The organism is Marinobacter bohaiensis (assembly GCF_003258515.1).
Lineage (GTDB): Bacteria > Pseudomonadota > Gammaproteobacteria > Pseudomonadales > Oleiphilaceae > Marinobacter_A > Marinobacter_A bohaiensis.
This window is the reverse complement of record NZ_QGEH01000003.1, coordinates 362,202-386,333: the sequence shown is the minus strand read 5'-3', so window position 1 is coordinate 386,333 and position 24,132 is coordinate 362,202. Positions and strand designations below refer to the sequence as shown.

Below are 24,132 nucleotides of genomic sequence, written 5' to 3'. Positions count from 1 at the left end.
CATGGTCAGGCATTCTCGGGTGTCGCGGCGCCCATCTTCTCCGATTCGCCCCGGAAAAAGTAGGTGTAGAGCACCGGCACCACGCCCAGGCTCATCACCGTGCCCAACGCCAGCCCGCAGGCCATGGCGCTGGCCATGCCGTAGAACAGCGCGTCACGGCCGACGATCAGCGGCAGGAAGCCGAGAATGGTGGTCACCGTCGCCATGAGGATCGGCCGCAGCCGTCGCACGGACGCCTGGATCACCGCCTCGGTCATGTCCAGCGCCGGATCGCGACGGTCGATGTCGATGCGGTCGATCAGCACGATGGCGTTGTTGATGATGATCCCCGCCAGACTGTAGATACCCAGCAGCACCATGAAGCCGAAGTTGGCACGCATCAGCATCAGCCCCAGCGCCACGCCGACGATCACCAGCGGAATGGTGGTGACGATCAGCAGCGGCCGCTTGAAGGAATTGAACTGGGCCACCAGCAGGATGAAGATCACCCCGAGGCACATGGGCAGGTAGGCCTGCAGCGCCGCCTTCCCCTCGGCGGACTGGGTCACCACGCCGTCGAACTCGATCCAGTGCCCCGGCGGCAGGTCCGCTTCGATGCGGTCCAGCGCCGGCTGGATCCGGGGCATCATGTCCTCGGCGGTGAGCCCGGCGTTGCGGCCCTCGATGGTGATGGTGCGCACCAGGTTCTCGCGGTCGATGCGGTAATAGCCGTTGCCGATGTGCACCTGCGCCACCTGGTTGAGCGGCACGCCCTGCCCCGGGTTTTCCAGCGGGTAGACGGTCAGCGACTTGAGCCGCTGCAGGCTGGAACGCTCGGCCTCCTCGTAACGCAGCATGATGGGGATGATGTTGTCTCCTTCCCGGTAGTTGCTCAGGTGGTAGCCGTCGATGGCGCCGCGCAGGGAACGGGCAATGTCCTCCGACGTCACCCCCGCACTGCGCGCCTGGGCCTGATCCACCTGGATGTTCAGCGTGGGAATCCGCGCCTCCCAGCTCTGGCGCACGTCGCGCGAGCCCGGCAGATCCTTGAGGGCCTGTTCCACCTGCTGGGCGGCGCCGAACAGCACTTCCCGGTCCGGCCCTTTCACCTGGATCTCCAGCAGGTTGGAGTCGGACGGCCCGAGGAACATCTTGGTGATCTGCGGGTAGACGTCGGGGAAGTCCCGGTTCAGCACGGTGCGGGTTTCGGCCATTACCGCGTCCACCCGGTCGCGATCGCTCACGTTCAGCACCAGGAAGCCCTTGTTCGGTGCCGGGTCGATGGGCGTCAGCGACAGCACGAAGCGCGGCCCGCCGAAACCGGCGTAGGCGGCAACGCTGGAGACGTCCTCGTGCAGGGCCTGGTCGTCGTTGAGCGCACCGCTGATCGCCTGGATGCGCCGGTCCGCTTCGGACGGGGCAATGTCCGACGGGAAGTCGAGGTAGACCAGCACCTGGGTGCGGTCGGAATCCGGGAAGAACTTCTTGGGCACCACCTGCATCAGGCCGACGCCGCCGATCAGCGCCAGCACCATGATCCCCAGGAACAGCGGGCGGTGACGCAGAACCCGGCGCAGCAGCGACTCGTAGCGGCTGGCCATGAAGCGGAACAGGCGGTCCGACAGGCTCTCTTTCGACGCACTCTCTTCCGACGCCTCCTCTTTCGAAGCACCCTCTTTCGAAGCACCCGGGCCACGACGCCTGGCCGCGTCCTGTTCCGGCAGCTTGAGGAAGCGGTGGCACAGCACCGGCGTCAGCGTCAGGGACAGGAACCAGCTGGTCAGCAGGGAGATGGCGATGACGATGGAGATCGAGCGGGTGTACTCGCCGGACACGTGCTCCGCCAGCATCAGCGGCAGGAACACGAGGATAGTGGTCAGCGTGGAGGACAGCAGCGGCACCGCCAGTTCGCCGCCGGTCTGCTTGAGGGCCTCGTCGCGACTGGCGCCGTTTTCCAGGCGGGTCTTGAAGTCCTCGGCGATGACGATGGCGTTGTCCACCAGCAGCCCCAGGGCGATCACCAGCGTGGCCAGGCTCATGCGTTGCAGGGTCATGTCCATGAAGCCCATGATGGCCAGGGTCACCAGCATCACCGCCGGAATGATGGAACCGACGATCAGCCCCGTGCGCACGCCCAGGAACAGGATCACCACCGCCAGCACGATCACCAGGGTCTGGATCACGCTGGAGGTGACGCCGTAGACCGCGTTGGCCACCTGGTCCGCCTGGAAGGTCATGATCTGCAGGTCGTAGCCCGCCGGCAGGGTCTGCCGGACCTTGTGCAGGGTGTTTTTCACCGCGTGGCCATAGTCCAGCACGCTGTAGCCGTCGAGCATGGAAATGGCCAGCACGATGGCCCGCTTGCCGTTGAAATAGGCGGGCTGCTCCACCGGATCGACGTAGCCGCGATTGACGTGGCCCAGGTCGCCCAGGCGCATCGTGCCGCCATCAGGAAGCTGGATCTCGGCGTTGCGCAGGGCGTCGATGTCGGAATACTCGCCGGACACCTGCAGGGCGAATCGTTGTTCGCCGGACTCGATCACACCGGCGGGCGGCATCACGTTGCGGGACTGGAGCTGACCCGCCAGCTCGTTGGGCGTCAGGCCCAGTTCCGCCATGCGGGTTTCCGGCAGGTCGATAAAGACGCGCTGGGGCTGCTCCCCCAGCAGCTCCACCTTCTCGGTGCCCTCGATGCCGTAGATGGCGGTGCGGATGTGTTCCGCCATTTCCATCTGCTCGGCCTGGCTGAACACGTCCGAGGTCAGTGCCGCGGTGACCACGGCCACATCGCCGTAGTCGTCATTGAGCACCGGCGTGCCGGTGCCTTCGGGCAGCTCGGACTGCGCCGCGTCGATCTGCTCGCGCACCTCGTCCCAGATCTGGTCGAGGTTGAAAAAGCGGTCCTGGATTTCCACGTGGATCAGCGAGCGCCCGCGCATGGAGGTGGAGCGGATCTTCTCCACTTCCCCAACCTTGCGCACGCTGGCCTCCAGCGGCTTGGTGATGTTCTCTTCCACCTGCTCGGCGGTCAGCCCCGGGTAGGACGTACTGATCACCGCCTGGCGGATGGTGATCTCCGGATCTTCCCGGGTGGGCAGCGCGAAGTAGCTGACCACGCCGTAGAGAATCGCGATGGCGGTGGTGAGGTAGAGGACCGGGCGGAAACGGAAGGCCAGTTGCGACAGGTTCATGGCCACCTCAGTTGTACCGCTCGGGGCCCTGTCCCATCAGGTCCACGACCTCGCCCGGCGAGACGAACTCCGCCCCGCGCGCGACGATACGCTGGCCCGCTTGCAGGGCGCCGGTGACCGACGCAATGCGCTCATCCACGTGGGCGATGGCCACGTCCACCCGCTCCAGGGTGCGGTCCGCGCCGATGCGCAGCACGTGGGCCTTTTCGTCGCCGTCGTAGACCAGCGCCGTCAGCGGGATGCGCACCAGAGTGGCGTCTTCCGCTTCGCCGTTGGCCAGTTTGAGGTGAACCTGGGCGGTCATGCCTGAGCGCAGTCCGTCCAGCGGCTGCGGCAGGGTCAGCACCACCGGGTAGTTGTTGGACGACTGCGGCTGGGTGCCGATGTGCTTGATGCGCGCCGGGATGCGCTCGTCGCCCAGTGCCGGGATATGCACCTGCTGGGGTTCACCGTCATGGAGCCGGCCGATCAGGGTTTCCGGCACGCTGGTGTCCACTTCGAAGCCATCGCGGTCGGAGATCACATCGAGGATGGTCTGGTTGGGGCTGACCCGTTCCGAAGGCTCCACCCGGCGCTGGCTGACCGAGCCGGTGAACGGCGCCTTGAGGGCGGTCAGACGCAGGTCGCGTTCAGCCAGGCGGCGTGACGCCATGGCCGATTCGTAGCGCGAGCGGGCCGCGTCCAGAGACGCCCGGGCGCTGTCGAGCTGGGACTGGCTGGTGTAGCCCTTCTCGCGCAGGCTGTTCTGGCGGTCGTAGGCCAGTTTGGCCTCATCCAGCGTGGCCTTTGCTTCGCGCTCGGCGGCGACGGAGCGCTGGTACTCCAACTGGTAACGGGCGTCGTCCAGCACCGCCAGGGTATCGCCGGCCGCGAAGCTGTCGCCGACATCCACCGCCAGGCTCTCGATCTCGCCGGAGATCTCGAAACTCAGGGACGTCTGCTCCGCCGCCGTGATGCGTCCGGACAGGGTCACTTCCGTCGAGCCGTTGGCCGGCATCACCCGGGTGCTGTCCACCACCCGCGGCGGGGTCTCTTCCGCCTGCTCCCCGGCCGACGACGTGCAGCCGCCCAATACCCCGATCAGAACCGCCACGCCCCAAAAGCGCGCGGCTCGCGCCCTGCTTTCCATCGATGCCTTGCTGTCGGTTTGCATGCCCCATTCGCCCGTTTAATCAATTGATCAAACGGATTTTATAATCATTTGATTAAATTTGAAAGCAACGTAATTTTTGGATGGATAATCAATCGGATAAGCGGTTATCAGGGGTGCTTGAATGCCTCAACAGAGCACCGCTTAATGTAGCGGAAACTTTAGTTTCCAAGCCGGCCACTGGGCGGCCGGAACCAACTCCTATCCTGTGCTTTGGGGCAGCAGCATCCAATGGGGCGTTTGTGCCTCGGCGGGATTGTTTCGGGCACCTCGCGGCGCCTCAGAAACTAAAGTTTCTGCTACAGGGTGCGGGAGATTCCCAAGCTCGAAACCAGCACCGCCAATGTAGCGGAAACTTTAGTTTCCGAGCCGGCCACAGGGCGGCCGGAACCAACTCCTGTCCTGTGCTTTGGGGCAGCAGCATCCAATGGGCTTTTGTGCCTCGGCGGGATTGTTTCGGGCACCTCGCGGCGTCTCAGAAACTAAAGTTTCTGCTACAGGGTGCGGGAGGCCCCCAAGCTTGAAACCAGCACCGCCAATGTAGCGGAAACTTTAGTTTCCGGGCCGCCCCAGGGGCGGCCGGAACCAACTCCTGTCCTGTGCTTTGGGGCAGCAGCATCCAATGGGCTTTTGTGCCTCGGCGGGGCTTTTTCCGGGCACCTCACGGCGCCTCAGAAACTAAAGTTTCTGCTACAGGGTGCGGGAGATTCCCAAGCTCGAAACCAGCACCGCCAATGTAGCGGAAACTTTAGTTTCCGAGCCGCCCGAAGGGCGGTCGAGATCCCCTCGTCACTCCGGGTCCGCCGGCCCGACCCACGCAAACGGGTTGTAGGCCAGTTCCCAGAGGTAGCCGTCCGGATCGGAGAAATAGCCGGAGTAGCCACCCCAGAACACCTTCTGCGGCGATTTGATCCGGGTGGCACCGGCCGCCACGGCCTCGGCCATGACCCGATCCACTTCGGCTTCGGAGGCAAGATTGTGGGCGATGGTGAACCCGGGGAATCCGGCCGGCGGGCTGTTGGGAATTCCGACGTCGTCGGCCAGCGCTTCCCGCCCGTAGAGCCCCAGCCAGGTGCCGTTGAGGGTAAAGAAGGCGACTTCGGGCGGCGACTCCAGTTGTGGGAAGCCCAGCCCGTCACGGTAGAAGGCGATGGAACGCTTCAGGTCGGCCACCCCGAGGGTGACCATGCTCATTCTTGGGTTCATGGCGTGACCTCATCCGTCGATGCGAAACAGTCCCACAACAATGGCACATGGCGGTGCCGGGAGTCGGGAAGACTTTGCTGAACGCAACCGCCTACTCATAAATCACGCGGATACGGCCTTCCAGGGGCGCTTCAGGAATTTCGTAGGGCCGATTGTCGGACGCGTCGGCGGACCGGGACGATGTGGCCCTGTCACCCGATTGGCCCGGCTCGCGGGCCTGCCGCCACCGTTGCGCGTCTTTCGCCGCCTGGCGCTGGTTCTCGGCCCGCTGACCGGCTTCCAGGCGCGCCCGTTCGGACGGCCTGGCGGCGTCCACAGCTACCGGGCGCGCTGTCTCTTTATAGGCGGCGGGCACCTCGTCGCCGAAGTGGATCGCACCGTCCCGGTCGACCCAGCGGAACACCTCCGCGGCCGGTCCGGACGACCACAGTGTGGCCAGCGCCAGGACGAGCGCCGCCGGGCCGTGTCGGTTCGTCATCGCCCACCTGCTGCGGGCGGCCACGCCCGGAATTAACATTGCCCCGCCACGGGACAGGTATCCCGATCCCGCTCCCACTGAATGGTCACGTGGCTGATGTTGAAGTCGTGCCGTAGCCGGTGTTCCAGCTTTTCCAGCAGAGCGTCGTCGGAGGCCGGATCGGGCTTGACCAGGTGCGCCGTCAGCGCGTTTTCGGTGGTGCTCATGCCCCAGATGTGCACGTGATGCACGCCTTCCACGCCGGGCAGGTCCTGCAGCATCTCGCGCACCTCGTCCGGGTCGATACCAGCCGGCACGGCGTCCAGGCTCAGATTGAGGGATTCCTTGAGCAAGCCCCAGGTGCCGATCAGGATCACCACCACGATGGCCAGACTGACCACCGGATCGATCCAGGTCTGGCCCGTCCAGAGGATCGCCAGCCCGGCGACGGCGACCCCGAGGGACACCCCGGCGTCGGCCGCCATGTGCAGGAAGGCGCCGCGGATGTTGAGGTCGTCCTTCTGCCCCGCCATGAACAGCATCATGGTGGCGGCATTGATCACCACCCCGATCAGGGCCACGACGATGACCGTCATACCGGCCACTTCGGAGGGTTCGGCAAAGCGGCGGATGGATTCCCAGGCAATGCCGCCGATGGCCACCATCAGCACCAGCGCGTTGACCAGCGCCGCCAGGATAGTGGTCTTCTTCATGCCGTAGGTGCGCCACTTGGTGGCCTCCCGCTGGGCCAGCCAGGCCGCGCCCCAGGCCAGCACCAGGCCCAGCACGTCGCTCAGGTTGTGGCCAGCATCCGCCAGCAGCGCCATGGAGTCCGCCAGGACGCCGTAAACCGCCTCCACCACCACGAACACCGTATTGAGCACAATGCCAATGGCAAAGGCCCGGTTATAGCTGACCCCGTGGGCATGAGCGTGACCATGGCTGTGGCCATGATGCGCGTGCCCGTGATGGTGAGCGTGAGACATACCGCCGAACTCCTTGTGAACGTTTCCCGGCATTACAAACCCTGTAACCACTTCAGGGTCAAGCCATCACGTGACAGAGAGGCTCAGTGGGATCGTTGCTCGGCGCAGTCCACGCAGACGGTGGTCTGGGGCAGGATCTTCAGGCGCTCGGGATTGATGTATTCGCCGCAGTATTCGCAGATGTCACCCTCGCCTTCGGCAATGCGATTGAGGGCACGCTCCACCTGGCGCAGCTCTTCCCGGGCTTCGTGGTCGAGCCCGTCCACGACTTCGTCGTTCTGGCGCTGCACGGCCTGCTCGGCGAAGTCCGCTTCCAGGGGGCCATGGTCCCGATGCTGGTGGGCGGAATACTTGTCGATCCGGTTCTTGAGGTCCTGGCGCAGATCCGCCAGGAACGCCTTGCGTTCAGACATAGCCATTCCTCGCTCATCAATGAGCCTGTATTTAACTATAGGCCTTACGGCACAGGTTGACTCAGGTCAGTTGTTAACCAGACGGTCTTTAGACCCGCTCCCCGGTCGATCGTGCCCTTACGGAACGGCAAGGTTGTATGGCTCAGTGGATGTCGCGACGACCCTCAAGCCAGCGCTGCAGCGCGTCGTGCAGCGCTTCGGCCACGTCGAGGTCCAGCAGGTAGGGTTTTACGGGATCAATGGCCGGATCCGGCGGGTAACCGAGCAGCACCATGACGGTGACCAGCTCACGCCCGACCAGTTCGATACGATCGATGTGATCCGCCGTCAGCCGGTTGATGCAGCGCCCCCACCAGGTTGACTGGCGCTCGACCACCAGTCGCTGGATGGCGATCCGGTTGCCCAGGGCGGTACACAGATCACGCGGTGACGACGCCTGGGTGTTGGCCAGCAGGCGGTCGAGATCCCGGCTCATCCGGTGCCAGCGTCTGGCCTGATGGCGGAACGCCGGCGCCACCAGTGTCAGCGACGCGGTCAGTCGCGACGCCATGTCGGCGTCCAGCTCGAACGCGATCGGTGATTCGGTTGATTCAGTGCCCATGTCATCTCCCTGACAACGAGTATCCAGCGCGCCCTGATGAAAGCGGCCCCCTGGAAGGGTGCATCCGGCCACCCTGTGCTAAGGTCAGTTGCATTGTGCCGTCCGCCCATGCCCGAGGAAAGCGATGCCGCTCCCAAAACCACTCATTGCCGGTGCCCTGACGCTCCTGGCCGGCTGCGCCAGCCAGCCCCAGCCCGAACCCGCCGCGCCGGCGGAGGGCCACATTCCGCCCATGCACTCCATCCTCAACACGCCGCTGCTGGATAGCGACGGCCAGCCGATCGCTGTGGAGCAACTGGCACGGCGCTGGAAACAGGCGGACGTGGTGGTGATCGGCGAATTCCACGGCCACAACGGCGCCCACCTGCTGGAAGCGCGCATGCAGATGGCGCTTTTCAACGAACGGCCGGACCAGATCCTGAGCCTGGAGCCCTTCAACGCCGACCACCAGGACGCACTGGACCGATACCTGGCCGGCGATCTGGGCGAAGCGGAAATGATTGAGGATGCCGACGCCTGGGACAATTACCGCGCCGGTTACCGGCCTCTGGTGACCTTCGCCGCGAACCTGGAGCGGCCGGTGGTGGCGGCCAACGCCCCGGCAACCGCCGTGCGCTGCGTGGGACGCCGGGGGCCGGACGCCCTGCAACGGCTCGATGACGCCACCCGCGCCCTGCTGCCGGACAACCCGTTCCGCGGCGATGCCGCCTACCGCGAGCGTTTCTTCGAGGCCCTGGGCGGCCACGGTCACGCTGACGACAATGCGCTGGAAAACCGCTACCAGGCCCAGCTGCTGCGGGACAACACCATGGCCTCACGCATCCTCGACGCGCTGGAAGACAACCCCGGCGCCCAGGTGCTGCACATCACCGGCGACTTCCACAGCGCCGACAGGCTGGGCACCGTCGCCCTGCTGCAGGCCCGCGCCCCGGAGCTGTCTATCCGCGTGCTGTCGCCGATCCGGGTGGACGATCCGGCCCGACCGGCATTTGAGGAAGGCGATCTCACCCGGGGCGACGCGGTGTACCTACTCGCGCCCCTGCCTGCGGAATACCTGGATCCCGAGCGCATGCGCGCCGCCATCGGCGAGCGTTTTTCCCGGGCCGGTGAGATCGAGTGCCCGTGACCGGCGGGGTCAGGTCAGATCCCGTCCCGCCTCGTCTTCGGGGACCACTTCGGTTTCGGTGAGGGCCGCGGACAACCAGCGCTCCATGCACTCATGATGGCGCAGGCGCGCGGCGTACTGCTGGGCTCCGTCGGACAGGGGCGTGCCGTAGGTGAGGAAGCGCCAGGCCACCGGCGCGTAGAAGCAGTCGGCAATGGAGAAGTCGCCAAACAGCCAGGGCCCATCCTCGCCGTAGCGGGTGGTGCAATCGGTCCAGAGGGCGTCAATGCGGTCAATGTCGGCCCGGGCCGCTTCCGACAGCTCGATCAGCCGACGGGCGCGACAATTCATGGGCATTTCCGCCCGCAGCGCACCGAAGCCCGAGTGCATTTCCGCCACCACCGAGCGGGCGTGGGCCCGGGCCGCCGGGTCGGAAGGCCAGCCACGGCCGTCGAGATAGGTTTCCGACACGTATTCGCAGATGGCCAGGGAATCCCAGATGGTCAGCCGGCCGTCCAGCAACACCGGCACGCGGCAGGTGGGCGAGTAGCGCCCCAGCCGGACCTTGAGGCCGTCCTGCACCAGGGATTCCTGGATTTCCTCGAACTCGAGCCCGAACGCCGCCATCAGCAGCCAGGGGCGCAGGGACCAGGACGAGTAATTCTTGTTGCCAATCACGAGCTGCATGAGCGACTCCGGCGACGAAGACCAACGACCAGACTGATGGCCGTCAGGCCCAAACCGAACAACGCCAGCGCGCCCGGTTCGGGGACGGTTGCGACTCTACTGACGCTATATTGCCCCCAGAAGAACCAGTTTGTCTCCCCCTGCTGGAACCCGTTGGCTTCTTCCACCACGTTTTCCAGGTAGGCCAGGGGCTGCCCGCCGTCGGGCACGAAGAACAGGTCGAGGTACAGGCCGATGGACTGGCCCGACGCCGGACTGATGTCCACGCCGTAGCTGGCCAGCTCGCCGCCGTCCACGCTGCGCCCGTCCCGCTGGGTAAACAGCGCACTGCCCCACCAGTCAACGGCGAAGTCGTCGCTCACCAACAGCAGGTGCGACAGCTCGCCGGTGTCGGTATCGAGCAGCAGGGAGCCGCTGCCCAGCCCGGTGGGCGCACTGCAATCCGGCGGGCAGAGGCTGATGTCCTTGTAGTGGAAGCGGTAGTCGTACTGCATCACCGTGGCGACGGCGGGTTGGGCGAGAACCAGGAGCAGGATGGCAAACAGGCGGGACATGACGTCATCCTTGAATGTTGTTGTGATGGCTCACTATATCACTGTTCAAATATCGACCACACGAACTGATTGCACAGAATGCCAAGCCGCTGCCTGTGCAGAAAATCGACCTGTTCGCCCGCCGTTACGCTACCTATGCTGATACGGTAAGAAAGCGGTTTTTCGATGTTTCAAAGCAGGGAGACTGAGATATGCGACAGCTACCGAATGCCGTCCTGGCGGCGGCGCTGGCCTTTAGCGCTGGCTCAGCCCTCGCGGCCACCCCGGCCCCGGACGGCGCGTCAGTCTATTTCATCACGCCGAGTGATGGCGACACAGTCAGCTCGCCGGTTACCGTGCGCTTTGGCCTGGAAGGCATGGGCGTCGCGCCGGCCGGCATCGATATGGCGAAAACCGGCCACCATCACCTGCTGGTGGACGTGGACGAGCTGCCGCCCGCCGGCCAGCCGATTCCATCCGACGACCATCATCGCCATTTCGGTGGCGGCCAGACCCAGACGGAGCTGGAGCTGCCACCGGGCGAACACACCCTGCAACTGATTATGGGGGACCAGACGCACATTCCCCACGAGCCGCCGGTGGTTTCCGAGCGGATCACCATCACCGTCGAATAACGGGCGTCCGGGAATCCCGGCTCAGACGGACGTCAGACCCGGCGCCCCGGCCACGGTCCTCCGGGCGTAGGCACTGTCGCTGTCCAGGCTGTAGCTGGAGTCGGTGGCCGTGCTGACAAAACGCCAGTCGGCACGGGCTTCGGTGGCGGTAAAGGTCACCCGCAGGTAGCCGCGCTGGCTGACGTTGGCGTATTCGAGGCCGTCGATCAGCGTCTCCAGCCCCTGGGCGGCGGTGGCGGCCTCGCTCGCCGACAGCCCCAGGTAATATTCCAGCCCCGGCGAGCTCACCGAGGCGGTAGCGAATTCCACACCCACCACATCGCCGTCCGGATCGTCCAGGGTCAGGTTGTTGGCCCAGGCGTTGTGGGTATCGCCGGCCAGCACCACCAGGTTCTTGCCGTTGTCGGCCATCAACTGGAAGATCTCGTCGCGCTCCCAGACGTAGCCGTCCCAGGCGTCGAGGTTGTAGGGCAAGGTGTTGTCCAGACGGGCCTGCTGATCGGTAGTGAGCGATCCGCCGCTGTTCTCGATTTCCTTGAGCACCAACAGCTCCGTCAGCTGCGAGATCACCGCCGCCGAATCCCCGTTCTGATACGACACGATCACCTCTTCCGGGAACAGCATCCGCCCCATCAGCACCTGCTGCCCCAGCACTTGCCAGGTCGCGGTCGAGGTCTGGACCTGGTTGCTGAGCCAGGCCAACTGTTCGGCGCCCAGCATTTCCCGGTTGGCGTCCCTGCGAGCGTTGTTGACCGCCTCGCGGTCGATGATGTCGCCGCTCATGTAATCGTCGTAGTCGAGCTGTTCGTCCCGCGCGATCAGGCGGGTGTCGAGCATGTACAGGTTGACCAGGTCGCCGAACGCGAAGCTGCGGTAGATGGTCTCTTCGTCGTCCTCGCTGGCCGGGCGCACCGGCATCCATTCGAAGTAGGCCTGCAGGGCCGCCAGCTTGCGCTCGCTGTAGTCGCCTTCCGAACCCTGGTGATTCTGGGCGCCGCTTTCCCAGGCGTCGTTGGCCACCTCGTGGTCGTCCCACACGGCGATGAAGGGCACCTGCGCGTGCAGCACCTGCAGGTTGCTGTCGGTGCGATAGAGAGCGTAGCGGCTGCGGTAGTCTTCCAACGCCACCAGTTCGGTGTCGTTGGCGTCCGGAATCTGGCGCACTTCGTCCGTGCCGTACTGGCCGTTGGCGTATTCGTAGAGGTAGTCGCCCAGGTGAACCACCGCATCCAGATCACTCTCCTGGGCTACGGCGTCGTACACGTTGAAATAACCGGCCGGGTAATTGGCACAGGACATCACCGCCAGGGTCACCTGCGACACGCTGCCTTCGGGCAGGGTCCGGGTCTGACCGACCAGGGAAGTCGAGCCCTGGGACTTGAAGCGATAGTAGTAGGTTTCGCCCGGACTCAGGCTGAGCACGTCCACCTTGACGGTGTAATCGCGACCGGCGTTGGTTTCGGTGGTGCCGGAATGCACCAGGTTGGCGAAGGACGCATCCGTCGCCACTTCCCAACCCACGCTGACCGCGCCGTCGGTTTCCAGCGGGGTGACGCGCGTCCACAGCAATACGCGGTCCTGTAGCGGATCGCCGCTGGCCACGCCGTGCTGGAAGGCGGCACTGCCATTCGAATCGCCGCCTTCGTCCCCGGAATCGGACGACGAGCCGCCGGAGGACAGGCAACCGGCCAGGCCGGTGGATACAACCACCGCTCCGGCACTGAGAGCGGAGACGCGGAGAAACTCGCGACGGGTCAGGCGCTTCATGGCAAATCCTTTTGCTGGGCTCCGGCAAACCAGGGCGGCCGGGCAGAATGGGGTAACGAATGAGGATGACGACATCCCGCTGCCATCCGCGCTGGAGCATACCCAAGTCCAGACCCGCAAAAACAGTGCCGTAGCCGGCGTCAGTCGACGATGCGGACATGCCCTCTTCCTGCACCTGCCAACGAGATGACGCCGGTTTTCGCCCCGTCGAGGTGCGCGCAAACCGGCACCGCTGACGGGAAAAGAGACAGAGGCCATTGAAAAGCCGGAAATGAAAAGAAGACGGGGGACAACGTCGGGATTGGGGAAGGTATAAAGCCGTGCCCTGCCGGTCACAACGGCGCAGCCACTGACGGTCGTGCCTGGGGAATAGGCAGCAAGGCCGGCAAGCCGACGCCCCGCAAAGGCCGGGCCGTGCTACTGGGCCCTGGTTTTCTCTTGGCCGCAGCGCTCGCAGCGATAGACGGTCACCAGTTTGCCGCATTTAACGTCAAACTGCTTCTCCTTGCACACCACCCATTTGTGGAAATCGTGCTGACACAAACCTTTACGTGGTTTCTTCTTTTCCGGTCGCCGGAAAGGCAGGACATCGCCCATAGTCTCTCGCCTCTTGAGTCAATCCTTCTGGGTCAATCCTTTGGATGGTGCACAACGCGATCGCCCGATTTGAGAATACCCCCGCCGTCGCTGCTCGGGAAGAGGCTCAGGCGGAATGAGCGACAGGTGCCCCAGGACGGGCAAGATGATAGGCTTCCGGCTGGCTGTGATTATCTGGAACAGCGGTACAGATTGAGCCGTTTCATGCAAGGAAGCCACAAACCCATGCCTCGTCGAACACGCGGAGCCCTCCGCACCCTGCTGGCAGCCGGATTGTTACTGGGTGCCCTGAGCCCTGTTACCCGGGCCGAGTCGGTGCGCCTCACCAATGGCGACTGGCCGCCCTTTCTCATCGAAGAACCACCCCACGGGCTGGTGAGCCAGGTTGTGGAACGCGCCTTCGCGTTGGAAGGGGTCGACGTGGAATGGGGCTTCTTTCCCTGGTCGCGCTCTTTCAAGCTGGCGCGGGACGGCAACTGGGACGGTTCAGCCGGCTGGTCCTGCTCGCCCGAGCGCGAGATCAACTTCTACTTCAGCGACCCCATCGCGCCGATCCATTACGTTTTCTTCCACCGCGCCGACCGCACCTTCGAGTGGGACACCATCCACGACCTGAAAGGGCTGCGCATCGGCCTGACTCAGGACTACAATTATGGCAAGGCGCTGGCCCGGGCCGACGCGGAAGGTCTGATCACCACCGACGTCACCACCTCCGACCGGGTCAACTTCCGCAAACTGCTGGCGGGGCGCATCGACCTGTTCCCGATCGACATCGAGGTGGGGCGACACATGCTGAGAGAACAGTTCTCCGAAGAAGAAGCCCGGCGCCTGACCTATCATCCGCATGTGCTCCACGCCGCCCAGTTGCACCTGATCCTGTCACGACTGGTGCCCGGCAACCGGGCGCTCATCAACCGTTTCAATCACGGTCTGCATCATCTTCAGGCCAGCGGCGAAATGCGTGAGATCGCCGAGCAGTCGGGCTTCGACACGACGGACGCGCCCCTGCTCCTGCGGCACACCCACCGCCTGTCGGGCTGTGCCGACTCCCGTGATACGGCAAGCCATCACTGAAGCCCATCCCCATGGCCCACGGCGATCCTGAATCCCGGATTCTCTCCAGTTGGAAAACCAACGCCAGCGCCTGGATCCGCGCCGTCCGTGAGCATGAAATCGCCAGCCGCGAGACCGTCACCAACCAGGCCATCGTCAACGCCATCCTGACGTTGCAGCCCCGGCTCGTGCTCGATGCCGGCTGTGGCGAAGGCTGGCTGGTGCGTGCCCTGAGCGCCCACGGGATACGCGGTATCGGCATCGATGCCACACCGGAACTGGTGGAGCAGGCCCGGGTGTTGGACAATAGCCGCTACCAGGTCATGAACTATGCCCAGCTTGCCAACGCCCACAGCTTCCAGGTGGACGTGCTGGTCTGCAACTTCGCCCTGTTGGGGGACGCCTCCGCGAACGAACTGCTGTGCGCTGCCGCCGTACACCTGAAACCCGACGGCCACCTGGTGATCCAGACCCTGCACCCGCTGATGTCACTGGAACCCGGCAGTTACCAAAGCGGCTGGCGGGAAGGCACCTGGGCCGGGTTCAGCGACGCGTTCCGGGAAGCACCACCCTGGTACTTCCGCACACTGGGCGACTGGTTCGCGCTGTTCGGGCGCTTCGGCTTCCGGGTGCGATCGGTCGCCGAGCCCACCAACCTGCCCGGCAACCCGCCCTTCTCGATCCTGTTCACCATGGCGTATCCGGACGCCCCTCGCTCCTGAAAGTCAGGATTCCTGCCTTGCATACCCCGAAAACCTCCATGATAGACTGAGCCCGCACCCACGGGAGTTCAACGCATCCAATGACCGCCAACACCATCGAGATCAATCGCCAGCGCCATCGCTTTGACGGTCGCGAATCCGTCTGGCTGTTCGGCTACGGCTCGCTGATCTTCAAGGCCGACTTCCCCTACCTGGAACGCCGTCCGGCGTCCATCGAAGGCTGGGTACGGCGCTTCTGGCAGGGCTCCCACGACCACCGCGGCACGCCCGACGCACCGGGACGGGTGGTCACGCTGATTGAAGAAGCCGGCGCCGTTTGCCAGGGCATGGCCTACCGCATTGCCCCGGAGGTGTTCGACCATCTGGACGTGCGCGAGAAGAACGGCTACCTGCGCTTCATGACGCCCATGACCTTCGCCGACGGCGATCAGTCCGACGGCCTGGTGTACATCGCCACACCGAACAATGCCGCGTTCCTGGGCCCGGCGGACGAACGCGACATCGCCCTCCAGATCGCCGCCTCGCACGGACCCAGCGGACCCAACGACGAATACCTGCTGCGCCTGGCCGACGCCCTGCGCGAACTGGCGGACATCGACCCGCACGTTTTCGCCATCGAGCGTCATCTGCGGACCGCCGACTGACACGCCCGCCCTCTCCGCCTCATCGCAATGTTAAATCCTGTGATATCCATCACGCTGTAACAGCGGCTTCATCTGCCTGCCCTATTTCTGATGTTTTCTGAATAGCCGCTCCTCCGGCTAAACCTGTTCCGCCAAGGATCAACCAGACACAAGGGCTGTGAAGATGTCAGCGAGTTCCTCTCTTATCGTCGAAAAACTGTGGCGCCTGAAACGGGCCGTGGACCAGGGACACTGCCAGGGTGTCGAGTTCATCCACCTCAACAACCTGCTGCGCGATCCCGCCTACCGTGAGGATATCCTCGACCGGGTCGCCATCGGCGGCGACGACGAGCTCAAGGCGCTGGTCCGTGAAATCCGCCAGAGCGACGATGGACAGCCGCTGATGGCCACATCGCGCCGCCAGACCTACCAGACGGATCCGGCCCAACCGCGCCGTAAAGGCGGCTTCCGTGCCTCCCGCGTGCTGGCCTGGGCACTGCCGGTAGCGGCCGCCGGCGCCGCGATGGTCGGCTTCACCCACTTCGACAACCGCACCGTGCACATCAGCGACGACATCGTCACCGACACCACCTGGGAGTCCGGCAAGACCTACGTGCTCGACAAGAAGGTCTACGTCGACCAGGGCGCGAACCTCACGATCGAAAGCGGCGTCACCGTACGCGGTGAGCGCGGCTCGGCTTTGATCGTCACGCGCGACAGCAAGCTGTTCTCCCGTGGCAGCAGCGTGGCACCGGTGGTGTTCTCCAGCAACCAGGCGGAAGGCAAGCGCAAGCGTGGTGACTGGGGCGGCGTTGTGCTGCTGGGCAACGCGCCGGTCAATCAGCCCAATGCGTCGATAGAAGGCATCCCGGAGGGCGACACCCGCGGCCTGTTCGGCGGTGAGGATCGCCAGGACAGCTGCGGCGTGATGGAGTACACCCGCATCGAGTTCGCCGGCTTCGAGGTGTACAAGAACAACGAGCTGAACGGCCTGACCCTGGGCGGATGCGGCCAGAACACCATCGTCCAGAACGTGCAGGTACACCGGTCACTGGACGACGGCATCGAACTGTTCGGCGGCCAGGCCGACCTCAAGCACATCGTCATCACCGGCGCCGGCGACGACAGCCTGGACTGGGACTGGGGCTGGACCGGCCGCGTCCAGTTCCTGGTGATCCAGGCGCATCCGGACGACGGCGACAATGGCTTCGAAGGTGACAACAACGGCGACAACCACAACGCCGTCCCCCGTTCCGAACCGACCTTCTACAACGTCACCATGGTCGGCGGCGGGCTGTCCGCCAAGAAACACCGGGGCATGGTGATTCGCGAAGGCTCCGGCGCCCACTTCCACAACATGATCATGGACAGCTACGGCATCGAGGCCATCGACCTGCGGGATGAAGTGTCCTCACTGACCGGCGCCGGCACCCTGACCTTCACCCACAACATTGTCGCCAACACCGGCAACCTGGGTCAGAGCGGCACCGAGTCCGGCGATTCCGATGACGATTACGGCTTCGACGAGCAGGCGTGGACGCACACCCCGCAGGCCAAAAACCGCTTCCGGGTGGAAAGCGCCATGCTGCCGGCCGCGCGGGACATCACCTCACCGTCTTTCCAGCCGATCATGACTTCGCGCCAGATGAACGCGGAAACTCCGCCGGAAAGCGAATTCTTCGACGAATCCGCCACCTTCCAGGGCGCCATCAACCCGGTCTCCAAGACCACCTGGATGGACGACTGGACGGCGTTTCCGGCGTCCTGATCCGGTCCTGCCCAGGCCGTAGCTTCGGGGTTCCGGCGCTACGGCCGACCGTCCCTCAGTTGCAGTGTTTTTCGTAGTTCTGCCGGAATTCACGGCGGTAGCGGTCGCCTGCGGCGTCGTCCATATAAACCCGCTCGCCCTGATCGTTAAGCTCGTAGAACACCCGAACGCTTTCCATGTGTCTAAGCTCCGCCAGCATCCTGCGGCAGGCCTCGGCCCGCTCGGCATCCCGGGCGGACTGTTCGGCGGCGGCCGCCTCCTCGGCCTGGCGCTGCTCCCGGCGCTGCTGGAAGAAGTCATCGAGGTCGTCCAGGCGTTGGGTATTGTTCTCCCCTTCACCGTTCAGCTTCTGGGGCTGGCGCAGCTCCATGGTCCGGGCATTGCCCTGTTCCGGTGGGCGATCGCCGAAATGCACCCGCCCCTGATCGTCCGTCCACTGGTACACTTCCGCCTGTAATGCCGGAGAAGCAACGGCAATCAAAGCGGCCGCCATGATCTTGTATATCATCGAACTTCCTTGATTATTCAGTCGTGTGCCGGAATCATCGCATCCACCTCGATCGGGGCGCATCGATTCACGCCGCGGCAACACCGGTTGCAGTTGCACTTAAACGTATCGTAACTCCCGGCATACCATAAAACACGATAGGATGACCGCATGTTTTTCGCGATATTTATCGGTGGCCTGATCGGCTACCAGATCGGACGCCTGCCCGGACTGCTGATTGGCGCGGTCGCCGGTTACTTCATCAGCAACGCCCTGCGCAAGAAAGTGCGCTCCGGCCTGTTCCAGATCCAGTCCCAGTTCCTGCAGAGTACTTTTGCCGTCATGGGCGCGCTTTGCAAGGCCGACGGCGTGGTGAGCGAGGAAGAGATCCGCGTGGCGGAAACCCTGTTCGACCGCCTGCGCCTGTCCGGCGAGCAGCGTGAACTGGCCAAGGCCGCGTTCCGCCGGGGCAAGGAAGACGATTTCGATCTGGACGCCGAACTGGACCAGCTGCTGCGGGTGACCCGTGGCCAGCGTGCGCTGCTGCAGATGTTCCTGCAGGTGCAGGTATCGGCCGTGGCCGCCGACGGCGAGCTGCACCCGGCCGAACACCAGATGCTGCTGCGCATTGCCCGCAAGCTGGGCCTGCCGGAATCCCAGATCGACCAGCTCGAAGCCATGCTGCGTGGCGCCCGCAGCCACGGTGCCGGTGGCGCCGCCGGAGCACCACCGCGCGGCCAGCAACTGGCGGATGCCTACAAGGTGCTGGGCGTGTCGGAGGACGTCAGCGACGCCGAGCTCAAGCGCGCCTACCGCAAGCTGATGAGCCAGAACCACCCGGACAAACTCGCCGGCCGCGGCCTGCCCGAAAGCATGCGGGAAATGGCCGAGGAAAAGACCCGCGAGATCTCCAACGCCTACGACGTGATCAAGGCCGCCCGCGCCAGTTGATCGCTCACCGGGGCGCGGTGCCGGCCAACCGGGTCGGCGCCGCCAGCCCCCAAACCTGTTCACTTCCTCGACACAACCTGACCTGCCATCCTCGCGCCAATCGCGTTTTTCCCGTCATAGCTGCTCCTGCCGGGTGTTTCTAGAATCGCAACTGTTTTGTCCGATGTCGCGCCGAACCTTCGGCCGATTCCGGCGAAACGACGCCATATCGAGACAACATCAGGGAAGGAATAACAATGCAATCGTACGCTCTTCAATCGATGCGGATCGCGGCCATCGGCGCCGTTAGCAGTCTGATCCTGTGTGGTAACGCCCTGGCCATGACCCCGGGCGGGGACTCGCTCGCGCCCTACGAGGAAACCGGCCCGTTCAACACCACAACCCAGGCCGGCGGCCTGTCCTGCACCATCTACCGACCGGCCAGCCTGCAGGACGACCATCCGGTGATTCTCTGGGGCAACGGCACCGGCGGCACCCCATCCACCTACGGCGACGGCCTGGAGCACTGGGCTTCCTGGGGCTTTGTAGTGGCCGCCGCCAACACCAGCAACGCCGGCTCCGGCGAGGAGATGCTGGACTGCCTGGACTACCTGGAAAACGCCAGCTATTCCGACCAGCTCGACTTCTCCAACGTCGGCGCCTCCGGCCACTCCCAGGGCGGCGGCGGCACCATCATGGCGGCCCGGGATGCCCGAATCACCGCCACGGCGCCAGTGCAGCCCTATATCCTGGGCCTGGGCCACGAAACCTCGTCCCAGTACCAGCAAACCGCACCGATGCTGCTACTCTCCGGCTCCGATGACACCCTGGCCGGTCCCACCCTCAACCAGCAGCCGGTCTATCTGCGCGTCGACGTCCCCGTATTCTGGGCTACGCTGGATGGAGCCGGCCACTTCGAACCCGTGGGCGACTTCGGGGATTTCCGCGGCCTCACCACCGCCTGGTGGCTCTACCAGCTCACCGGCGATGCCGATGCCGCCGACCTGTTCACCGGCCCGTGCGTGGTCTGTGACCTGAGCGACTGGGACGTGGAAAGCAAAGGGCTCTGAGAAAGACGTAGGTCCAAACGGACACAGCCGACAAGCGCGGGCCAGACTCCGGTTTTCGACGGAGCCTGGCCCGCCGGTTCGCGGCGCTCTGGATCAGACGCCGCGCCGGCAACAGACGTGAGAACAACAAGAAGACATCAAAGCCAGGGAGGCTTGCCATGGACTTCGACGCCCGAGTGATCCCGCTGCACCGACACCCTCTCGGCTTCATCGAAGCGTTCGAGCGACTGGGCGCGCAGCAGAACGATCTGCTGCGCGGCACCGGCGTGACACCGGCCCTGTTCGACATGCAGGACGTGCGCATCAGCTACAACCAGTTGCACGCCCTGATCGGCAATGGCATTCGCCAATGCGACCGGCCCGGCCTGGGGCTCGAGGTGGGCATGCGGTTTGACTGGACCTACTGGGGGCCGGTGGGGTTCGTGGTTTACTGCAGCACCAACCTGAAGGATGCCGCCGAAGCCTTTCGCCGCTACATGGTGACCGCCCAGCCCTTCTACACCCAGGCGGCCGCCCAGCCCAACTCCTACCTGGACGCCAACAACCGGGTCTTCGAACCGCTCGACTACGCCACCGCCTGCGAAGACGACCCGGTCATGCGCCGTTTCATTCTCGATTTCCGGCTTGCCATCAGCCTGCGTATCTGGGACCTGTGCGGCAACAAGTCGGTGAACGATCCCTCTGTCCATGTGCGACTCACGGACCCGCAGCCCGAATCGCTGGCGCCTTACCAGTCCCTGCCCTGCGACTCGATCACCTTCGGCTGCGAGGCGTCGACCATTTCCGGCCACCTTGAGCTGGTGTTCAAGCGCTTCCGGCGTCTACGCCAGCGCGCCTTCGATCAGATCGTCCGCCAATGCGAAACCGAACTGAGCAGCCTGTCCCGCACGGTCACCTTTGCGGATCGGGTGCGCTGGCACATTCGCGCGCACTTCAGACCCGATCTGCAGCTTGGGCAGGTGGCCGGCCAGATGAATGTGACGCCAAGAAGCCTGAGCCGGCGACTGAACGCCGAACAGACCAGCTTCCGCAAACTGCTGCATGAGGTCCGCATGGAGATCGCATCCCACCAGCTGCGCTGTTCCCGCCTCAGCGTGGAAGACGTGTCCGAACTGACCGGGTTCTCATGCGCTTCCAGCCTGCGTCGTGCCGTCAAGAACTGGAGCGGCGCGACCATCAGCGAGATGCGGGACGTGATGGGTTAGGTCGCCGATATGCATCCCGACCGTCGTAGCGACCAGCAGCAGGAACAGGCCCGCCAGAACCGGCGGGAGCGGCATCGCGCCATCCGGCTCAGCCTGGCGCTGGCCGTTCCCCTTTGCCTGGTCATCACCATCACGCTGGCCGGGCTGGCCTGGATAACGCCCGCGCAAAGGGCACACGAAGCAACATCCGTTGGCGGCAAGCCGGAGACGGGGTATCGCCCGGCGATCGTGCCGGCGAGCCAGGACGCCCGACGCACGACCGTTCAGGGATCGACGCCGAAGTCGGCAGCGCCGGTGACCGACACGGAAGCGGACTTCAACCTGGACGCCGTCGCCAACGCCCTGAGCCGGCTCAATCACGACGACAACGGGCGCCTGTTACTGGACCACCAAGCCCGGGAAACCCTGGAGGCCGCCTTCCTCAACCGGGACCATGCGTTGAATGAAGCCCGCTTCCAGGACCTGCAGAACCTGATCGAAGCCGGCCTGCAAGACGAGGCCGGGCGGCAGGCGGCGGCCGTCGCCGAACGTTTCTACCGCTACAGCAACGCCTACCGGGAAATCCGGGATACGCTGGGGCGGCATGCGGGCCTGGACCGACTGGAGGCGAACTATCGGCAGATCCATCAACTGCGCCGTACGTATCTGGGCGCGGATCTCGCCACGGCGCTCTACGGCGACGCTGAGTCCCTGATGCGCTACACCCTGGCGAGTATGCGCCTGCAGGCCAACCCATTACTGACTCCGCAACAGCGCCTGGCTCGCCAGGAGGCGCTCAGGAGCGATTTACCGGCATCGCTGGCTGACGCCATGACGCCGCCCACAACGCCCTGATGATCGCAGCGGCCAGCAGCAGGCCGAATACCCACGGCAGCAACCGCGGACTCCGGGTATAGACGCTGTCGGTGGCGTCCTCGCTCAGCGGCGCATCGATCCAGTAGGCGCCCGCCTCGCCGTATTCCGACTGGAACAGGCGCCGCCCGGACGGCAGGATCAGCGCCGACGGGCCATTGTTGATCACGTGCAACAGGGGGCGGCGGTTCTCCACCGCCCTCAGGACGGAGGCATTCAGGTGCTGGTGCGGCTGCCGGCTGGGGCCGAACCAGACGTTGTTGGACACCACGACCAACAGCTCCCGCGCCTCCCGTCCCCGGGCGGCATCGGCGACCAGCACGGGAAACAACGCTTCGTAGCAGATCAGCGGGATCACCGTGATCGCATCGGCCCTAAAACGCTCCGGCCCGTTTCCGGGCGCCACCTGAGTGAAAAACTCTCCCAACTGCCCGCGAACCCAGCGCCGGGCCGACGGAAATCGCTCCAGCAACGGCAGATACTCACCGAAGGCGACCCGCCGGATCTTGCGGTAGCGACCTTGCTCCCGCCCCCCGGAATCGATCAGCACGGTGCTGTTGTGTTCCGCACGGCCCGCCGCTCCGTCAACGTATTCCATGCCCTGCAGCAGGATGGCCGTCGACAGGCGCGCGGTTTCCCGGCGCAGCGCCGCAGCCACCCGGGGCTCCTGAAAATAGCGGTTGTCGCGGGCTTCGGGCCAGACCACCAGATCAGCGCCGGCCCGTGCCAACGCGGCTGAAAGGGCCATGGCTCGGGGATAGCTTGCGGTATAGCCCGGTGCCTGACGGGCGCTGTTCAGCCCGGTGTTTGTCTGGACGACGCCTACCCTTTCGGTCGGCGACTCCGCCACCCGCTCATCCCAGTGCCCGAGACTGACGGCGCCCCACACCAGCCAGACCATGGGCAGCAGCGTCGCGATCACGCTGACTGGATCGTGCCAGGGCGCCCGGGGCCCCGTCAGCCAGCGCAGGATCAACACGCTGACCAGCGCCATCATGGCGTCCAGGCCGCTGACGCCCACCACCGAGGTCCCCTGCAGCGCCACGAGAAAGGCGCTCTGGCTTTCCCCCAACTGGGCCTGGAACAGCATCGGGAAATAGCCGAAGAACAGCACCACCAGGGGTGGGAACAGCAGCAACGCGGACCAGCCCGTACGCAGGCGAAGCCACTGGAAAGCCAGCATCAGCAGAGCGATCAGTTGGGCGCTGTAGAGCCAGAACAGGACAGACAGAAGCACGGTCAGAGGCAGTCCCGGCGACCAAAGCCGCTGCAGGAAGCCGACAATCCACCAGGCGCCGACCCCGTAGAGCACCAGGCCGCACACCAGCCCCAGCCGATACGCCTGCGCCGGGCGCTTGTCGTGCAACGTCCAAAGCAGCGGCACGAAGCCGATCCAGCCCAGCAGGAACAGCTCCCGATCGACGTAGGGCAAGGCCAGAAGCAGCCCGGAGAGGGCCGCCAGCAGAAAGTCGCGGATGCCCGCCGAGCGGCGCCCGATCATGGTCCGGGCTCGCCGGACAAGGCCTTCATCATGGCGTTGTGCTGCCGGAACAGTGCCTCCGCGTCGGATACGCCGAACACGCGCCGCTGCAAACGCTCGCGTTCAGTCTGGGAAACGGGGGACGCCCTTTCCCCGAGGGCCAGGCGATAGGTGTTGTAACGAAGCAGTAAATCCCCGGCCTGGTCGCCCGCCGGCCCGGGCAGCCCCTTGCTCAGCAGGAAACGCAGGCGCCGGGCCGCCTTGTCGTCGATGGACTCACCGAAACCGCCGGTAGCGGCTCCCAACGCTTCCATAGTGCGGGCATCGCGAATCAGCTGCCCCTGCGAATCCAGCGGTAGGCGCGCCATCAGACGATCGAGGGCGGCGCCGTCGATGGTCGGGCTGGTCTCATGTGGCCAGGGGGCCGCAACCTGCCCGGCTGCGGTATGCAACGGCCTCGCGGGCACCGCGAAGCCGGCGATGCCCAGAAGCGCGATGAGGGTCAGGGGCGGGATCAGGCGTGCGGTTTGGCCATCGTCATCCATGGAACGTCCGGCGCAAGCAGTGCGATCCGGCTATCCTAGCAGGGGCCGACCAGCGGACAGGTAACACGAGTCTCGCGCCGGCGCGCGGTT

24 protein-coding genes are annotated in these 24,132 nt (G+C 64.9%); 10 read left to right on the top strand and 14 right to left on the bottom strand.

The window, feature by feature from the left end; genetic code table 11:
- Nucleotides 1-5: 5 nt before the first annotated feature.
- From DKK67_RS16600 to DKK67_RS16570, 7 genes are all read right to left on the bottom strand, one after another.
- Nucleotides 6-3,170 (bottom strand): efflux RND transporter permease subunit, encoded by a 3,165-nt coding sequence (locus DKK67_RS16600; protein ID WP_111497615.1) that lies wholly within the window; start codon nt 3,168-3,170, stop codon nt 6-8.
- A gap of 7 nt (nt 3,171-3,177) precedes the next feature.
- Nucleotides 3,178-4,323 carry an efflux RND transporter periplasmic adaptor subunit gene (locus tag DKK67_RS16595; RefSeq protein ID WP_228160680.1) on the bottom strand — a complete coding sequence of 382 codons (1,146 nt, stop codon included), beginning with the start codon at nt 4,321-4,323 and terminating at the stop codon, nt 3,178-3,180.
- 786 nt (nt 4,324-5,109) lie between these two features.
- Nucleotides 5,110-5,526 (bottom strand): VOC family protein, encoded by a 417-nt coding sequence (locus DKK67_RS16590; protein WP_111497614.1) that lies wholly within the window; start codon nt 5,524-5,526, stop codon nt 5,110-5,112.
- A 91-nt stretch (nt 5,527-5,617) separates the two neighbouring features.
- On the bottom strand, nt 5,618-6,004 hold the full coding sequence (locus DKK67_RS16585; protein WP_162628857.1) for a DUF4124 domain-containing protein: 387 nt from the start codon (nt 6,002-6,004) through the stop codon (nt 5,618-5,620).
- Nucleotides 6,005-6,036: 32 nt separating this feature from the next.
- Complete coding sequence (locus DKK67_RS16580) at nt 6,037-6,969, bottom strand: cation diffusion facilitator family transporter (protein ID WP_111497612.1); 933 nt, start codon at nt 6,967-6,969, stop codon at nt 6,037-6,039.
- An 83-nt stretch (nt 6,970-7,052) separates the two neighbouring features.
- The gene (locus DKK67_RS16575) at nt 7,053-7,382 is read right to left on the bottom strand and encodes a TraR/DksA family transcriptional regulator (protein ID WP_111497611.1); all 330 of its coding nucleotides are present in this window, start codon (nt 7,380-7,382) and stop codon (nt 7,053-7,055) included.
- Nucleotides 7,383-7,524: 142 nt separating this feature from the next.
- Nucleotides 7,525-7,983 carry a hypothetical protein gene (locus DKK67_RS16570; protein WP_111497610.1) on the bottom strand — a complete coding sequence of 153 codons (459 nt, stop codon included), beginning with the start codon at nt 7,981-7,983 and terminating at the stop codon, nt 7,525-7,527.
- 124 nt (nt 7,984-8,107) lie between these two features.
- On the opposite strand from DKK67_RS16570, the gene DKK67_RS16565 reads away from it, so the two are divergent.
- Nucleotides 8,108-9,109, top strand: a complete 1,002-nt coding sequence (locus DKK67_RS16565; protein ID WP_204355857.1) for a ChaN family lipoprotein — start codon at nt 8,108-8,110, stop codon at nt 9,107-9,109.
- A gap of 9 nt (nt 9,110-9,118) precedes the next feature.
- Here DKK67_RS16565 and DKK67_RS16560 read toward each other — a convergent pair whose 3' ends face one another.
- Nucleotides 9,119-9,775: a glutathione S-transferase family protein gene (locus tag DKK67_RS16560; RefSeq protein WP_111497609.1), complete on the bottom strand. Its 657-nt coding sequence runs from the start codon at nt 9,773-9,775 to the stop codon at nt 9,119-9,121.
- Nucleotides 9,763-10,329 carry a PEP-CTERM sorting domain-containing protein gene (locus DKK67_RS16555; protein ID WP_111497608.1) on the bottom strand — a complete coding sequence of 189 codons (567 nt, stop codon included), beginning with the start codon at nt 10,327-10,329 and terminating at the stop codon, nt 9,763-9,765. The genes DKK67_RS16560 and DKK67_RS16555 overlap by 13 nt, the downstream gene beginning before the upstream one ends.
- Nucleotides 10,330-10,520: 191 nt before the next feature.
- On the opposite strand from DKK67_RS16555, the gene DKK67_RS16550 reads away from it, so the two are divergent.
- Nucleotides 10,521-10,943 carry a DUF4399 domain-containing protein gene (locus DKK67_RS16550; RefSeq protein WP_111497607.1) on the top strand — a complete coding sequence of 141 codons (423 nt, stop codon included), beginning with the start codon at nt 10,521-10,523 and terminating at the stop codon, nt 10,941-10,943.
- A 21-nt stretch (nt 10,944-10,964) separates the two neighbouring features.
- Here DKK67_RS16550 and DKK67_RS16545 read toward each other — a convergent pair whose 3' ends face one another.
- Together DKK67_RS16545 and DKK67_RS16540 are read right to left on the bottom strand one after the other, a co-directional pair.
- Nucleotides 10,965-12,710 (bottom strand): alkaline phosphatase D family protein, encoded by a 1,746-nt coding sequence (locus DKK67_RS16545; protein ID WP_111497606.1) that lies wholly within the window; start codon nt 12,708-12,710, stop codon nt 10,965-10,967.
- A 417-nt stretch (nt 12,711-13,127) separates the two neighbouring features.
- Nucleotides 13,128-13,307, bottom strand: coding sequence for a hypothetical protein (locus DKK67_RS16540; RefSeq protein WP_111497605.1), 180 nt, complete (start codon nt 13,305-13,307; stop codon nt 13,128-13,130).
- Between the two features lie 225 nt (nt 13,308-13,532).
- On the opposite strand from DKK67_RS16540, the gene DKK67_RS16535 reads away from it, so the two are divergent.
- From DKK67_RS16535 to DKK67_RS16520, 4 genes are all read left to right on the top strand, one after another.
- Nucleotides 13,533-14,381, top strand: a complete 849-nt coding sequence (locus DKK67_RS16535; RefSeq protein WP_111497604.1) for a substrate-binding periplasmic protein — start codon at nt 13,533-13,535, stop codon at nt 14,379-14,381.
- Between the two features lie 11 nt (nt 14,382-14,392).
- Nucleotides 14,393-15,082 carry a class I SAM-dependent methyltransferase gene (locus tag DKK67_RS16530; RefSeq protein WP_111497603.1) on the top strand — a complete coding sequence of 230 codons (690 nt, stop codon included), beginning with the start codon at nt 14,393-14,395 and terminating at the stop codon, nt 15,080-15,082.
- 80 nt (nt 15,083-15,162) lie between these two features.
- Nucleotides 15,163-15,726, top strand: a complete 564-nt coding sequence (locus DKK67_RS16525) for a gamma-glutamylcyclotransferase (protein ID WP_111497602.1) — start codon at nt 15,163-15,165, stop codon at nt 15,724-15,726.
- A 163-nt stretch (nt 15,727-15,889) separates the two neighbouring features.
- Nucleotides 15,890-17,473, top strand: a complete 1,584-nt coding sequence (locus DKK67_RS16520) for a hypothetical protein (RefSeq protein ID WP_111497601.1) — start codon at nt 15,890-15,892, stop codon at nt 17,471-17,473.
- A 55-nt stretch (nt 17,474-17,528) separates the two neighbouring features.
- Here the strand turns inward: DKK67_RS16520 and DKK67_RS16515 are convergent, their stop codons facing one another.
- On the bottom strand, nt 17,529-17,981 hold the full coding sequence (locus DKK67_RS16515) for a DUF4124 domain-containing protein (protein ID WP_162628856.1): 453 nt from the start codon (nt 17,979-17,981) through the stop codon (nt 17,529-17,531).
- 150 nt (nt 17,982-18,131) lie between these two features.
- Between DKK67_RS16515 and djlA the strand changes: the two genes are divergently transcribed.
- From djlA to DKK67_RS16495, 4 genes are all read left to right on the top strand, one after another.
- A complete protein-coding gene (djlA, locus tag DKK67_RS16510) occupies nt 18,132-18,911 on the top strand; it encodes a co-chaperone DjlA (protein ID WP_111497599.1) in 780 nt (259 codons plus the stop codon).
- A 236-nt stretch (nt 18,912-19,147) separates the two neighbouring features.
- The gene (locus DKK67_RS16505) at nt 19,148-19,960 is read left to right on the top strand and encodes a poly(ethylene terephthalate) hydrolase family protein (protein ID WP_228160679.1); all 813 of its coding nucleotides are present in this window, start codon (nt 19,148-19,150) and stop codon (nt 19,958-19,960) included.
- A gap of 158 nt (nt 19,961-20,118) precedes the next feature.
- Nucleotides 20,119-21,165 (top strand): AraC family transcriptional regulator, encoded by a 1,047-nt coding sequence (locus DKK67_RS16500; protein WP_111497598.1) that lies wholly within the window; start codon nt 20,119-20,121, stop codon nt 21,163-21,165.
- A 9-nt stretch (nt 21,166-21,174) separates the two neighbouring features.
- Nucleotides 21,175-21,999 (top strand): lipase secretion chaperone, encoded by an 825-nt coding sequence (locus tag DKK67_RS16495; protein WP_111497597.1) that lies wholly within the window; start codon nt 21,175-21,177, stop codon nt 21,997-21,999.
- On the opposite strand, the gene lnt is transcribed toward DKK67_RS16495, so the two are convergent.
- Together lnt and DKK67_RS16485 are read right to left on the bottom strand one after the other, a co-directional pair.
- A complete protein-coding gene (gene lnt / locus DKK67_RS16490) occupies nt 21,941-23,518 on the bottom strand; it encodes an apolipoprotein N-acyltransferase (RefSeq protein ID WP_111497596.1) in 1,578 nt (525 codons plus the stop codon). The two genes, DKK67_RS16495 and lnt, sit on opposite strands and share 59 nt — an antisense overlap.
- Nucleotides 23,515-24,042, bottom strand: a complete 528-nt coding sequence (locus DKK67_RS16485) for a hypothetical protein (RefSeq protein WP_111497595.1) — start codon at nt 24,040-24,042, stop codon at nt 23,515-23,517. Before DKK67_RS16485 ends, lnt begins: the two co-directional genes overlap by 4 nt.
- Nucleotides 24,043-24,132: the final 90 nt, after the last annotated feature.

Bases quoted from the DNA above. Each gene is read 5' to 3' on its own strand.
- DKK67_RS16600 (WP_111497615.1), bottom strand. From the start codon at position 3,170: ATGAACCTGTCGCAACTGGCCTTCCGTTTCCGCCCGGTCCTCTACCTC.
- DKK67_RS16595 (WP_228160680.1), bottom strand. From the start codon at position 4,323: ATGCAAACCGACAGCAAGGCATCGATGGAAAGCAGGGCGCGAGCCGCG.
- DKK67_RS16590 (WP_111497614.1), bottom strand. From the start codon at position 5,526: ATGAACCCAAGAATGAGCATGGTCACCCTCGGGGTGGCCGACCTGAAG.
- DKK67_RS16585 (WP_162628857.1), bottom strand. From the start codon at position 6,004: ATGACGAACCGACACGGCCCGGCGGCGCTCGTCCTGGCGCTGGCCACA.
- DKK67_RS16580 (WP_111497612.1), bottom strand. From the start codon at position 6,969: ATGTCTCACGCTCACCATCACGGGCACGCGCATCATGGCCACAGCCAT.
- DKK67_RS16575 (WP_111497611.1), bottom strand. From the start codon at position 7,382: ATGTCTGAACGCAAGGCGTTCCTGGCGGATCTGCGCCAGGACCTCAAG.
- DKK67_RS16570 (WP_111497610.1), bottom strand. From the start codon at position 7,983: ATGGGCACTGAATCAACCGAATCACCGATCGCGTTCGAGCTGGACGCC.
- DKK67_RS16565 (WP_204355857.1), top strand. From the start codon at position 8,108: ATGCCGCTCCCAAAACCACTCATTGCCGGTGCCCTGACGCTCCTGGCC.
- DKK67_RS16560 (WP_111497609.1), bottom strand. From the start codon at position 9,775: ATGCAGCTCGTGATTGGCAACAAGAATTACTCGTCCTGGTCCCTGCGC.
- DKK67_RS16555 (WP_111497608.1), bottom strand. From the start codon at position 10,329: ATGTCCCGCCTGTTTGCCATCCTGCTCCTGGTTCTCGCCCAACCCGCC.
- DKK67_RS16550 (WP_111497607.1), top strand. From the start codon at position 10,521: ATGCGACAGCTACCGAATGCCGTCCTGGCGGCGGCGCTGGCCTTTAGC.
- DKK67_RS16545 (WP_111497606.1), bottom strand. From the start codon at position 12,710: ATGAAGCGCCTGACCCGTCGCGAGTTTCTCCGCGTCTCCGCTCTCAGT.
- DKK67_RS16540 (WP_111497605.1), bottom strand. From the start codon at position 13,307: ATGGGCGATGTCCTGCCTTTCCGGCGACCGGAAAAGAAGAAACCACGT.
- DKK67_RS16535 (WP_111497604.1), top strand. From the start codon at position 13,533: ATGCCTCGTCGAACACGCGGAGCCCTCCGCACCCTGCTGGCAGCCGGA.
- DKK67_RS16530 (WP_111497603.1), top strand. From the start codon at position 14,393: ATGGCCCACGGCGATCCTGAATCCCGGATTCTCTCCAGTTGGAAAACC.
- DKK67_RS16525 (WP_111497602.1), top strand. From the start codon at position 15,163: ATGACCGCCAACACCATCGAGATCAATCGCCAGCGCCATCGCTTTGAC.
- DKK67_RS16520 (WP_111497601.1), top strand. From the start codon at position 15,890: ATGTCAGCGAGTTCCTCTCTTATCGTCGAAAAACTGTGGCGCCTGAAA.
- DKK67_RS16515 (WP_162628856.1), bottom strand. From the start codon at position 17,981: ATGATATACAAGATCATGGCGGCCGCTTTGATTGCCGTTGCTTCTCCG.
- djlA (WP_111497599.1), top strand. From the start codon at position 18,132: ATGTTTTTCGCGATATTTATCGGTGGCCTGATCGGCTACCAGATCGGA.
- DKK67_RS16505 (WP_228160679.1), top strand. From the start codon at position 19,148: ATGCAATCGTACGCTCTTCAATCGATGCGGATCGCGGCCATCGGCGCC.
- DKK67_RS16500 (WP_111497598.1), top strand. From the start codon at position 20,119: ATGGACTTCGACGCCCGAGTGATCCCGCTGCACCGACACCCTCTCGGC.
- DKK67_RS16495 (WP_111497597.1), top strand. From the start codon at position 21,175: ATGCATCCCGACCGTCGTAGCGACCAGCAGCAGGAACAGGCCCGCCAG.
- lnt (WP_111497596.1), bottom strand. From the start codon at position 23,518: ATGATCGGGCGCCGCTCGGCGGGCATCCGCGACTTTCTGCTGGCGGCC.
- DKK67_RS16485 (WP_111497595.1), bottom strand. From the start codon at position 24,042: ATGGATGACGATGGCCAAACCGCACGCCTGATCCCGCCCCTGACCCTC.